The 10,739-nt window shown below is 71.0% G+C and carries 12 protein-coding genes and 1 pseudogene; 5 read left to right on the forward strand and 8 right to left on the reverse strand.

The genetic code is table 11. The features are described from left to right. Positions 1-660, forward strand: a 660-nt coding sequence (locus AC1D1T_RS25200; RefSeq protein WP_477992701.1) for a M28 family peptidase, incomplete at its 5' end; no start/stop codon positions are given. A gap of 3 nt (positions 661-663) precedes the next feature. Here AC1D1T_RS25200 and AC1D1T_RS25205 read toward each other — a convergent pair. Next, positions 664-1,632: a DUF3616 domain-containing protein gene (locus AC1D1T_RS25205; protein WP_477992702.1), complete on the reverse strand. Its 969-nt coding sequence runs from the start codon at positions 1,630-1,632 to the stop codon at positions 664-666. Between the two features lie 205 nt (positions 1,633-1,837). On the opposite strand from AC1D1T_RS25205, the pseudogene AC1D1T_RS25210 reads away from it, so the two are divergent. Beyond that, positions 1,838-1,915 (forward strand): annotated as a pseudogene (locus AC1D1T_RS25210) (hypothetical protein); the annotation flags it as partial. On the opposite strand, the gene AC1D1T_RS25215 reads toward AC1D1T_RS25210, so the two are convergent. After that, a complete protein-coding gene (locus tag AC1D1T_RS25215) occupies positions 1,915-2,937 on the reverse strand; it encodes a DMT family transporter (protein WP_477841971.1) in 1,023 nt (340 codons plus the stop codon). The pseudogene AC1D1T_RS25210 and the gene AC1D1T_RS25215 overlap by 1 nt on opposite strands. A gap of 135 nt (positions 2,938-3,072) precedes the next feature. On the opposite strand from AC1D1T_RS25215, the gene AC1D1T_RS25220 reads away from it, so the two are divergent. Then, positions 3,073-3,951, forward strand: coding sequence for a LysR family transcriptional regulator (locus AC1D1T_RS25220; protein WP_465112347.1), 879 nt, complete (start codon positions 3,073-3,075; stop codon positions 3,949-3,951). On the opposite strand, the gene AC1D1T_RS25225 is transcribed toward AC1D1T_RS25220, so the two are convergent. Beyond that, positions 3,952-4,767 carry a ChaN family lipoprotein gene (locus tag AC1D1T_RS25225; protein WP_477992703.1) on the reverse strand — a complete coding sequence of 272 codons (816 nt, stop codon included), beginning with the start codon at positions 4,765-4,767 and terminating at the stop codon, positions 3,952-3,954. A gap of 85 nt (positions 4,768-4,852) precedes the next feature. Here AC1D1T_RS25225 and AC1D1T_RS25230 point away from each other — a divergent pair, with 85 nt between their 5' ends. Beyond that, positions 4,853-5,980, forward strand: a complete 1,128-nt coding sequence (locus AC1D1T_RS25230; RefSeq protein WP_477992704.1) for an aminotransferase class V-fold PLP-dependent enzyme — start codon at positions 4,853-4,855, stop codon at positions 5,978-5,980. Between the two features lie 10 nt (positions 5,981-5,990). Here the strand turns inward: AC1D1T_RS25230 and AC1D1T_RS25235 are convergent, their stop codons facing one another. From AC1D1T_RS25235 to AC1D1T_RS25245, 3 genes are all read right to left on the reverse strand, one after another. Continuing rightward, positions 5,991-6,608 (reverse strand): hypothetical protein, encoded by a 618-nt coding sequence (locus tag AC1D1T_RS25235; RefSeq protein WP_477992705.1) that lies wholly within the window; start codon positions 6,606-6,608, stop codon positions 5,991-5,993. A 76-nt stretch (positions 6,609-6,684) separates the two neighbouring features. Further along, positions 6,685-7,584, reverse strand: coding sequence for an SDR family oxidoreductase (locus AC1D1T_RS25240; RefSeq protein ID WP_477841981.1), 900 nt, complete (start codon positions 7,582-7,584; stop codon positions 6,685-6,687). A 111-nt stretch (positions 7,585-7,695) separates the two neighbouring features. After that, positions 7,696-8,433: a glucose 1-dehydrogenase gene (locus tag AC1D1T_RS25245; RefSeq protein ID WP_047502639.1), complete on the reverse strand. Its 738-nt coding sequence runs from the start codon at positions 8,431-8,433 to the stop codon at positions 7,696-7,698. A gap of 118 nt (positions 8,434-8,551) precedes the next feature. Between AC1D1T_RS25245 and AC1D1T_RS25250 the strand changes: the two genes are divergently transcribed. After that, positions 8,552-9,484, forward strand: a complete 933-nt coding sequence (locus AC1D1T_RS25250) for a LysR family transcriptional regulator (RefSeq protein ID WP_477992706.1) — start codon at positions 8,552-8,554, stop codon at positions 9,482-9,484. Here AC1D1T_RS25250 and AC1D1T_RS25255 read toward each other — a convergent pair. Both AC1D1T_RS25255 and AC1D1T_RS25260 read right to left on the reverse strand, forming a co-directional pair. Further along, entirely contained in the window at positions 9,420-9,689 is a 270-nt protein-coding gene (locus AC1D1T_RS25255; RefSeq protein WP_477843887.1) for a hypothetical protein, read from the reverse strand. The genes AC1D1T_RS25250 and AC1D1T_RS25255 overlap by 65 nt on opposite strands. 62 nt (positions 9,690-9,751) lie before the next feature. Further along, a complete protein-coding gene (locus AC1D1T_RS25260) occupies positions 9,752-10,699 on the reverse strand; it encodes a YihY/virulence factor BrkB family protein (RefSeq protein ID WP_477843885.1) in 948 nt (315 codons plus the stop codon). Between the last annotated feature and the right edge of the window lie 40 nt (positions 10,700-10,739).

Below are 10,739 nucleotides of genomic sequence, written 5' to 3' on the forward strand. Positions count from 1 at the left end.
CTCGTGATCGGCGCGCACTACGACTCGCACGACGGCGCGCACGACGGCGGAGAGGGCGGTTCAACACCCGGTGCCGACGACAACGCGAGCGGCGTCGCGGGCCTGCTCGAACTGGCCCGCCTCCTGGCGCGCGATCCGCCGCCGCGGCCGGTCGAGCTCGTCGCGTACACGCTCGAGGAGCCGCCGTACTTCCGCAGCGCCGTCATGGGCAGCGCCGTGCACGCGCGGTCGCTGCAGGCTGCCGGCCGCGAGCCGCGCCTGATGCTGGCGCTGGAGATGATCGGTACGTTCTCCGGCGAGCCCGGCTCGCAGCGCTACCCGGTGGCCGGCATGTCGGCGCTGTACGGCGACCGCGGCGACTTCATCGCGGTCGTCGGCCGGCTGGAAAGCTTCAGCCTCACGCGCGAGGTCAAGGCCGTGATGGCCGGCGCCACCGCGCTGCAGGTGCAGTCGATCAACGCGCCGACCGCGCTGCAGGGCATCGACTTCTCCGACCACCTGAGCTACTGGGCGCTCGGCATGCCGGCGCTGATGGTCACCGACACCGCCTTCCTGCGCAATCGCCACTACCACGAGGCGGGCGACAGCTGGGAGAAGCTGGACTACCGCCGCATGGCGCAGGTGGTGCAGGGCGTGTGGGCGGTGACGCGGGCCTTGTGAGGTTCAGGGCCTGACGACGAGGCTGCGGAACGCGCGCTGTGCCGCCGGCAGCGTCTTGCACTCGGTGCCGGCGATGCGGACCCCGCCGTCGTCGCTCAGCACCTGCACCTCGCCTGTTCCCGGCCACTCGAACAGCGCTTCGGGTCGCAGGCTGCCGAGCGCGACGGACGACACCGGCACCGGTGCCTCGCCGGCCCGGCCCGACCAGCGGTACAGCGCGAAGCCGCCTTCGTCGGCCGGCGGCCCGGCGACGACGAGGTAGCCGTTGCCGATGCGCTCGAGGCTGCGGATGCCGCGGCCTTCGAGCGGCAGTTCGAAGACGCTGCCGATCTTCGCGCGCTCGCCGCGCACGACCTGCGCCGGGTTGGCGATCGTCACGACGAGCGCCCGCCCGCGTGGCAGCGGGTTGCGCAGCCCGACCAGCAGCGCACCGCCCGATGTCGCCGCCAGGCCCTCGATGTTGAGCCCGCCCGGTGCTTCCGGAGGCAGCTTCGAGGCATCCTTCAGGTGGTAGCCCTTCAGCTGCGGTGCGTCGAGCAGGTCGTCGAGCAGCCGCGTGTACGGCGTGCCGACCGGGCGCAGCGACGGCGGCGCCGAGCCGGGCACGCGCTCGGTCGCGAACAGCCGGTGCCGCTCGTCGCGCTTCTTGCCGGCRCTGTTGCGGCCGTGCGAGGCGATCCAGTAGATGACGCCGCCGGCCTCGGCCGCGCCTTCGATGTCCGACTCCCGGCCGGCCTGCGTGCCGAGGAAGCTGTCGAGATCGACCCGCCCGACGGCATCCGGCGCGTCGCGGCGGAAGACCTGCAAGCTGTTGTGCTCATCGTCGGCGACCACGAAGTGCCGGGCGTCGAGCGCGACGGCGGCCGACGCGTCGCACAGGCCGCGGTAGCGCTCGGGCGCCTGGGCGCTGGCGCTCGCCACGGCGAACAGCGTCAGCGTGCTGGCGATCCAGCGGCATGGTGTGGTCTTCATCCGGATCATTCTCGCGGCCCTGCTGCCGCGGAGCGAGGCCCCTGAAACCGAGGGGTCAGCGGGTTCCGTCACAGACAGTACACACGTCAGGGTTTACACTGAGAACTAGGTGTTAACCCGCACGACGGGTGCACTGACTGAGAAAAACCGACCACAAGACGGACCGAGATAGAACATGAACTTCATCAATGCCATTTCCAGCGCGATGCGCAACGCGTTTGCCGGCGGAACCCAACCCCGCGGCGGCTACGACGAGGCCTGGCTGGCCGAATCGACCGACATCTACGAACTCGAGCGCCGCATGCGCGCCATTGACAACAGCCGTTGCGGCCGGGGCGACCTGCACACCAGCGCCTTCCTGTCGATGTCGCCGGCCGGCACCGGCCGCTGAGCGGTTTGCACACGCTGCGACAGCGTGTGCACCAGCAAGCCCGACACCACCAGCATCACCCCGGCCAGCTCATGCGCGGCCGGGCGTGAGCCCATCGCGGCGCCGATCAGCAGCACCGACACCGGAACGAAGTTCAGGAACGCGGTGCCGGTCACCACGCCCAGCTGCCTGACGCCGAAGTTGTAGGCCAGCACCCCGAACACCGTCGGCACCAGGCCGATGTAGACCAGGGCCGGCCATGCGTTCCAGGCCGCCGCGGCGCTCGGGACCGGCGCGAGCCCGAACGCCGCGAGCAGCAGCGTCGCGGCGCACAGCAGCGGCCACGAGGCCAGCGCGCTCAGCGCACTGAAGCTGATCACGTCGAGCTCGGGCAGGCGCGCCGCGCCGCGCGTGTAGGCGATCCAGCCGAGCGTGCCGGCGAAGGCCGTCAGGTCGCCGGCCAGCGTCGATGCGTGCGATGTGTCGCCGTGCCGGGTCAGCGCGCCCGACACCATCACCACGCCGAGCAGCGCCAGCAGCGTGCTGCCGATCGCAGCGCGGCCCGGCCGCTGGCCGTCGAGCGCCCAGCGCACCAGCTGGGTCGTGATCGGCATCGTCGCCATGATCACCGCGCCGTGGGACGGCACCGAATGCGCGAGCCCGACCAGCACCATCGCGCTGAACACGCCGTAGCCGACGAAGCCGAGCCCGGCCAGCCGCCAGCCATGCTGCCGCAGCGCCCCCCACGGCAGCGGCCCGCGCAGCCGCAGCACCAGCATGAAGCCGAGCGTCGCGATGCTGTAGCGCAGCAGCGTGAACCACACCGGGTCGACGTGCGGCAGCACCGGCTTGCTGGCGAGGAACAGGCTGCCCCAGGCCGTGGTGGCAAGCAGCAGCCCGGCCATGCCGACGGCGGGAGAACGGGAGAAGGTCATGGCGGGCTCCGGCAGATCGAATGCGATGCCGCCAGTCTCGGCAGCCAGCGCCTGCACGGCCATTCGCCAATTCGGAGCAGGGCCTCAGGAAATGCGAACTGACAGCCGCGCGGCCGCTGGCCACAATCCGCTGTCATGGAGCTGTATCAACTGAAGACCTTCGTCGCGGTCGCGCAGGAGGGCAACCTGACGCGCGCCGCCGAGCGCGTGTTCACGAGCCCGCCGGCGGTCAGCGCGCAGATCAAGGCGCTGGAGGACGAACTCGGCGTGCGCCTGTTCGACCGCACGCCGCGCGGCATGGGCCTGACCGAAGAGGGCCGCCGGCTGCTCGACGACGCCGAACGCACGCTGGCCTCGGCCGGGCGGATGCGGTCGGCCGCGGCGCAGCTGCGCGGCGCGGCCCAGGGCGTGGTGCGCTTCGGCACCGTCAGCGACCCGATCGCGCTGCGCCTGGGCGATGCGCTGCTGCGGCTCGCGCAGCGCAACCCGCAGGTCACGCTGCAATTGCAGCAAGGGCTGTCGTCGGAGATGCTGCTCGCGCTGCAGCGCGGCGAACTCGACTGTGCCTACGTGATGACCGACCACGAAGAGGTGCCTGGCGTGCAGGTGCAGCGGCTTTCGACGGTCGACCTGGTGGTGGCGCTTCCGCCGGCCTTTGCGGCGGCCCATCCGGAGCCGTCGCTGGCCGACCTGATGACGCAGCCGTGGATCGGCACCCCGGACGGCTGCGTGCTGCGCACCCACATCGACGCGTTGTTCGCCGCCGGCGGCCGCGAGTACCAGGCAGGCGCGTCGGCGAGCACCGAGGGCGTGGTGCGGAGCATGGTGGCGAGCGGCATGGGCATCGGCGTCGTGCGGCTGGACCAGGCCGAGCAGGCCGAACGCCAGGGCGAGCTGCGCATCTGGAAGCACTGGCGGGCGCACACCTGGATCTGCTTCGCGTCGCCGCCGGAGAGCCGGCTGTCGCCGGCCACCGTGGCGGTGCGTGCGGCGGTGCAGGAGGCGTGGGCCTGATCAGGGTGTACGGGGAGGGCGCATCGCGGCGCAAGGATCCTCGCGCGATTGCGGCGCCGTGACGACGACCCGGTCGTATGCCCCCGGCGGCGGCACATCGGTGTCCTCCAGGTAGCCGATGCTGCGGCTGCGCGCCCGCGTGCCGTCGGCCAGCCAGCGCGGCACGCCGACATCGCGCCGCACATGGCCGTTGCCGGCCAGCAGCACCACGCCGCGATCGGCATGGGCCTCGACCATGCGCGCCATGAACTGGTCGCGCGCAACCTGCGCGCCGGCCATGCGGCGGGCGGTGGCGGCGTCGATCATTCCGCAGTGGCTCGCCTCGATGTCGCCGGCCTGGGCCGACCAGATCGCCTCCGGCACGTCGGCCGAGAAGCCGGTGCCGGCCAGGCCCTGGCTGATCACCTGGCGGCTCTCGGCGCGCGACACGTTGACCGCGACGATCGGCAGGCCGTGGTCGAGCGCCAATTGCACGAAGGGCGTGTAGAAGCGCCAGTTCCAGCCGGAGTCGCTGCCGGCCACCGCGGCGACCAGGGCCGCGGCCGTCGGGGGCGGCGTCGCGCCGCGCAGCCGGTCGATCTCGTGCTGGCGGTCGCGGTCGAACTGCTCCATCAGCAGCGCCGGGCGCGCGCCGCCGTCGAGCAGCCTCCTGAACTCGGCGAGCCGCAGCGTGTGCTGCGCGGCGTTGTCGTGCACCTCGCCGAGCAGCACGACGGGCGGCGGGGCAGGCGGGTGGACAAGTGAAGGGGCGCAAGCCGCCAGCAGCACGGCAGCGGCGCAACACAGGCTCGGGTGCAGGCTCAGGTGGATAGGCATGCGCGCGATGATGGCAGGGAAGCGGGGCAGCAGGGAACGGACCGGTGCTACGCTGCGCCCCACAACACCTTGACGGAGACACCCCATGCCCGGACTGCTGCCCCAGGTCGATCCCGACGGCCTGCTCGAGTTCTCGGTGGTCTACACCGACCGTGCGCTGAACCACATGTCGAAGAAGTTCCAGGGCGTGCTGCGCGGCATCACCGACACGCTGAAGCGCACCTACCACGCGCCGACCGCGATCGTGATGCCGGGCAGCGGCAGCTTCGGCATGGAGGCGGTGGCCCGGCAGTTCGCGACCGGCCAGCGCGTGCTGGTGATCCGCAACGGCTGGTTCAGCTACCGCTGGACGCAGATCTTCGAGATGGGCTCGATCCCGTCGTCGGCCACGGTGCTGAAGGCGCGGCCCACCGGCTCGGGCTACCAGGCACCGTACGCGCCGGCGCCGATCGACGAGGTGGTGCAGGCTATCCGCCGCGAGTCGCCGGCGCTGGTGTTCGCGGCGCACGTCGAGACCGCCTCCGGGATGATCCTGCCCGACAACTACCTGAAGGCGGTCGCCGATGCGGTGCATGCGGCCGGCGGGCTCTTCGTGCTGGACTGCATCGCGTCGGGCGCGATGTGGGTCGACATGGAGGCGTCCGGCGTCGACATCCTGATCAGCGCGCCGCAGAAGGGCTGGAGCGGCTCGCCCGGCAGCGCCTTCGTGATGCTGAGCGCCGCGGCGCGCGACCGCATGGCGAAGACGCAGAGCACCAGCTTCGCCTGCGACTTGCGCAAGTGGCTGCAGATCGCCGAGACCTACGAGGCCGGCGCGTTCGGCTACCACACGACGATGCCCACCGATGCGCTGACGAAGACCTGGGAGGTCATGCAGGAGACCGAGCGCTTCGGCTTCGAGGCGGCGCGCCATGCGCAGCAGCAGCTCGGCACCAAGGTGCGCACGCTGCTGGCGCAGAAGGGCTTCAAGAGCGTCGCTGCCGCCGGCTTCGAGTCGCCCGGCGTGGTCGTCAGCTTCACCGACGACCCCGAGATCCAGTCGGCCCGCAAGTTCGCCGGGCTCGGGCTGCAGACCGCCGCCGGCGTGCCGCTTCAGTGCGACGAACCGGCGGATTTCCGCAGCTGGCGCATCGGGCTGTTCGGGCTCGACAAACTGGCCCATGTCGACCGCACGGTGCAGCAGCTGGCGAATGCGCTGGAGCGTCTTCGCTGACCAACGCTGATCAGTCGTCCACGGCAGGAGGGCGGCGCGGCATCGGGCGCTCGCGGCGCCAGGCGCGCATCAAGGCCTCGTGCAAGGGCGGGATCACCAGGCGCAGCCGGTCCAGCGCCTGCGGCGGGCTCACCGCGTCACCCAGGTTGCCGAAGCAGAAGCAGCTGCCGACGATGCCGCCGAGGTCGATCCGGCCGTGCAATGCGACCCGGCGCAGGCCCAGTGCTTCGAGCGCACACTGCTCGCGCGCCGACATCCGCCCGGCATCGCCGGGCAGGGCCAGGATCTGTGGCTCGCCCGAATCGAGCCAGCGCTTCAGCGCCGGCCGATCGGCCAGGTCGAGCTCGCGCGGCATCCGTGCCAGCACTTCGGCCGGGTGGTTCAACGCAATGGCATGAACCAGGCGCAGCTGCGCCGGTGAGATGCGCACGATGGCCGCGATCAGCGAGCCATGCGGCAGCAGTGGCTGCAGCTGCCGGCGCGCCATCGCGGCGAACTGCGCTTCGTCGCTGCATTGCGCGCAGGCATCGCGCAGCTCGATCAGTCGAGCCGTTTCTTCGATCGATTCCTTCTTCATTCCCTTGTCCAGGTACCGTCCGCCGGCGGGATGCGGCGGAAACCCGGCCATTGGCGGCTCCGAATGTGCAGCGAATGCGGAGGCCGCCATAGGGAATGAAGATGGTGACCACAGGATGCCAGATGGCTCAGGCGAGCGATGGCACCACCTTCAGCAGGTCGCCGAGCCCGGCGCGCTCGAGCAACTGGGCGCGCATCCGGTCGGCGACGCCGCTGACGATTGCCGAGCCGTCGTCGCTCGGGTCGATGTGCACGCGGTACGGCCGCTGGCCGTACGGCGCATCGACCGCCGCGACGATGGCCCGCGCGACCTCGGCCACGTCGGCATCGGCCGGCTCCAGCTTCGCGAGGGCTGCGCCCACCTGCTGCGGCAGGCCGGCGTAGTGCGCGTCGTAGGCCTTCGCCACGTCGGTGTCTGCCGGATGCCCGGCGTTCTGGAAGTGGTTCGTGCCCGACGTGAACGCACCCGGCACGACGATCGTCGTCTCGACGCCGAAGCGTGCCAGCTCGCCGGCATAGCTGACCGCGAGCGAATCCATTGCCGCCTTGGCCGCGAAGTACGGGCCGAGGTAGGGCGGCGTGCCGCCCTTGACGCTGGAGCTCGACACCCACACGACCAGCCCGTGCCCTTGCCGTCGCAGCTGCGGCAGCGCGGCGCGGTTCAGGCGCTGCGTGCCCAGCGTGTTGACGTCGAACAGCTCGGCCACCTGCTCGGGCGTGAAGGCCTCGCTCGGGCCGAGCACCATGTGGCCGGCGTTGTGCACCACCACGTCCAGGCGCTGGTGCGTCTCGATGATCTGCGCGACGGTGCGGTCCACCGAGTCCTGCGAGCCGACGTCGAGCTCGATGGCGCGCAGATCGACGCGGTGGTCGGCCGCGTAGGCCGCGGCCTCTTGCGCCGCGTTCGCGTTGCGGGTCGCGATGGCCCGCATGCCGGCATAGACGGTGTGGCCGGCGTCGGCCAGCGCGCGGGCGGTGAGGGCGCCGAAACCGCTCGACGCACCGGTGATGACGATTACTTTGTTCATGAGACTCTCCAGATCAGGTAAGGACGATCAAGTGGGCACCGTGGAACCGGCTTTGCCGGGCCACTGGTGGCGCCCCCTTGAGGGGGAGGCGCGCAGCGCCTCGGGGGTGGGTCAAACAATGCCGCCGTTGGCGCGGAGGGTTTGTCCGTTGACCCAGGCACTGTCCGGGCCGACCAGGAACGACACGACGCCCGCGATGTCCTCCGGCGTCCCCAGCCGCTCCAGCGGCGCGGCCTTCGCGAGCCGCTCGATCAGCTCGGGGCTCTTGCCGTTCAGGAACAGGTCGGTCGCGGTCGGCCCCGGCGCGACGGCGTTGACGGTGATCTGGCGGCCGCGCAGCTCCTTCGCGAGGATGTTGGTGATCGTCTCGATCGCCGCCTTGCTGGCCGCATAGGCCGTGTACCCCGGCGTCGCGAGCCCGACCACGGTGCTCGAGAAGTTGACGATGCGCCCCCCGGCCTGCAGCCGCTTCACGGCCTCGCGCATCGTGTTGAAGCTGCCCTTGACGTTGATGTCGAACAGGCGGTCGAAGGTGGCGTCGTCGGTGTCGACGAGCGCCGGCATGTTCGCCGGCATCACGCCGGCGTTGTTCACCAGCACGTCGACGCGGCCGTAGGCGCGGACCGCCGCGTCGAACAGCGTGCGGGCGGCGGCGGGATCGGACACGTCGGCCTGCACCGCGGTGGCCTGCCCGCCGGCGGTGGCGATCTCGGCGACCACCTCGGCGGCCGCGGCGGCGCTGCCGGCGTAGTTGACGACGACGGCAAAACCGTCGGCTGCGAGGCGGCGGGCCACGGTGGCGCCGATGCCGCGGGATGCGCCGGTGACGATGGCAACTTGCTGGGTCATGGTGAGCTCCTTGGGAGTGGTGTGGCGATGAAGTGAATTCTGGTTGCTCGATGCAAATCAATAAATGAGCAAGAATTGACATCACTGTTCAACCAACACCAACAAACGAGCGCCCCGGATGGACCGTTTCCAGACCATGCAGCTGTTCGTGCGCATCGTCGAACTGGGCAGCTTCACGAAGGGCGCCGAAGACCTCGACCTGCCGCGCGCGACCGCCACCCATGCGATCCAGCAGCTCGAGAAGCGCCTGGGCACGCGGCTGCTGCAGCGCACGACGCGCCAGGTGAAGCCCACGCCCGACGGCGAGGCCTACCACCAGCGCTGCGTGCGGCTGCTGGCCGATCTCGACGAGACGGAATCGGCCTTCGGGCAGTCGGCGGCCAGCCCGAAGGGCAAGCTGCGGGTCGACCTGCAGGAGACGCTGGCCCGCCACTTCCTGCTGCCGCACCTGGGCGAGTTCTGCAGCCGCTATCCGGACATCGAGCTCGAGATCGGCATGGGCGACCGGCTGGTCGACCTGGTGCGCGAGGGGGTGGATTGCGTGCTGCGCGCCGGCAGCCCGCGCGATTCGTCGATGGTGTTGCGGCACGTGGCCGACCAGCCGCAGCTCACCTGCGCGAGCCCGGCCTATCTGGCGAAGTACGGTGTGCCCGCATCACTCGACGACCTGCCGCGGCACCGCGCGGTGAACTTTCTGTCAAGCGCGACCGGCCGGCGCGCGCCCTTCGACTTCATCGTCGACGGGCAGCCGCAGGTGGTGTTGATGAAGGGCAGCCTCTCGGTGCGCCATGCCGACGCCTATCTGGCCTGTTGCCTGGCCGGGCAGGGCTTGATCCAGATCCCGCGCTACCACGTGGAGGCCGAGGTGGCCGACGGGCGCCTGCAGGAGGTGCTGGCGCCGTGGTGCCCGGCGCCGATGCCGGTCTCGCTGCTGTACCCGCACAGCCGGCAGCTGTCGCCGCGGGTGCGGGTGTTCGTCGACTGGGTCAGCGCGCGGATGCAGGCCGCTGGTGCAGCGCCGAGTCGCGGATCCGGACCACCTCGCGCTTGATGGCCGGGACCGCGCTGGCCGCGGCGGCGGGCACGGCGGCGGCCATCAGCAGCACGTCGGCAGCGAAGGCGTTGCGGTCGGCGCGTTCGGTGACCGGCAGGCCGATCGCCACGGCCGCGAAGGCCACCGCCACCGGCACGGCCACGCCGACGCCGGGGAGCAGCTTGCGCGAGGCCGGCGATGAGAGCAGGTGTGACGGGCTCATGGTGTTCTCCCTGGCGATGGTCCCATTCTGAAGACGACCCGAAGACCTTGGTGTAGGTGCGCTCAAGCACCCGCTGTAGGAATTCCGCCCGCGCTGCCGGTCGCGGTCGGCGCGGGTGGTGACGGCAGGTGGTGCATCGAGCCGAAGCTGCGGGCGTAGGCCCAGGTCAGTTCGGCGCCCAGCAGGAAGATCTGCGCCGAGTAGTACACCCACACGAAGATCACGATCAGCGAGCCGGCGGCCCCGAAACCCGAGGCCACGCCGCTGGTGCCGATGTAGGCGCCGATCAGGTAGCGGCCGACGGTGAACAGCACCGCGGTCAGCAGCGCACCCAGCCACACGTCGTGCCAGCGCACGGCGACACGCGGCATCAGCTTGTAGATCATCGCGAACACGCCGGTCGTCATCAGCAGCCCGACCCCGAGGTTCACCGCCTGCGCGAGCGTGGCCCAGTTGCCGAACACGCCGCCCCACCACTTGCCGAGCGCCGAGATCGCGGCGCTGAGCACCAGCGAGACCATCAGCAGGAAGGCGATGCCGAGGATCATGCCGAACGACAGCAGCCGCGTGCGCAGCAGGTTCCACCAGCCGCTCGCGCGAACGCGGGCCGGCGCGCGCCAGATGCGGTCGAGCGCGTCCTGCAACTCGCCGAACACCGAGGTGGCGCCCACCAGCAGCACGGCGATGCCGAGCAGCGCCGAGGCCGTGCCCTCGGCCGGCCTGTGCAGGCTGGCCAGCACCGCTTCCACGGCCTGGGCCGATTCGGTGCCGAGCAGGCCGCGGATCTGGCCGAACACCTCGCCGCGCGCCGCCTCTTCGCCGAACACCAGCCCGGCGATCGCGATCACGATCAGCAGCAGCGGCGCCAGCGAGAACATGCTGTAGTACGACAGCGCCGCGCCCATGCTGGGCGCGTAGTCGTCGATCCACGCATTGCCGGCCTGCTTCACGAGCGACCACCAGGCGCGCAGGCCGGGCCAGCGGGAGGGGAGCGGGGCGGCGGTTTCCATCGCCGCCCAGCGTACGCAGCCGACGCGCTCAGCCAATCGT

This window comes from Rhizobacter sp. P2_H3 (genome assembly GCF_056403355.1).

What these genes read in the sequence shown, in the direction of transcription:
- AC1D1T_RS25225 (WP_477992703.1), bottom strand. Translation starts at nt 4,767, where the DNA reads ATGCCTATCCACCTGAGCCTGCACCCGAGCCTGTGTTGCGCCGCTGCC.
- AC1D1T_RS25235 (WP_477992705.1), bottom strand. Translation starts at nt 6,608, where the DNA reads ATGGCCGGGTTTCCGCCGCATCCCGCCGGCGGACGGTACCTGGACAAG.
- AC1D1T_RS25240 (WP_477841981.1), bottom strand. Translation starts at nt 7,584, where the DNA reads ATGAACAAAGTAATCGTCATCACCGGTGCGTCGAGCGGTTTCGGCGCC.
- AC1D1T_RS25230 (WP_477992704.1), top strand. Translation starts at nt 4,853, where the DNA reads ATGCCCGGACTGCTGCCCCAGGTCGATCCCGACGGCCTGCTCGAGTTC.
- AC1D1T_RS25255 (WP_477843887.1), bottom strand. Translation starts at nt 9,689, where the DNA reads ATGAGCCCGTCACACCTGCTCTCATCGCCGGCCTCGCGCAAGCTGCTC.
- AC1D1T_RS25220 (WP_465112347.1), top strand. Translation starts at nt 3,073, where the DNA reads ATGGAGCTGTATCAACTGAAGACCTTCGTCGCGGTCGCGCAGGAGGGC.
- AC1D1T_RS25260 (WP_477843885.1), bottom strand. Translation starts at nt 10,699, where the DNA reads ATGGAAACCGCCGCCCCGCTCCCCTCCCGCTGGCCCGGCCTGCGCGCC.
- AC1D1T_RS25245 (WP_047502639.1), bottom strand. Translation starts at nt 8,433, where the DNA reads ATGACCCAGCAAGTTGCCATCGTCACCGGCGCATCCCGCGGCATCGGC.
- AC1D1T_RS25250 (WP_477992706.1), top strand. Translation starts at nt 8,552, where the DNA reads ATGGACCGTTTCCAGACCATGCAGCTGTTCGTGCGCATCGTCGAACTG.
- AC1D1T_RS25215 (WP_477841971.1), bottom strand. Translation starts at nt 2,937, where the DNA reads ATGACCTTCTCCCGTTCTCCCGCCGTCGGCATGGCCGGGCTGCTGCTT.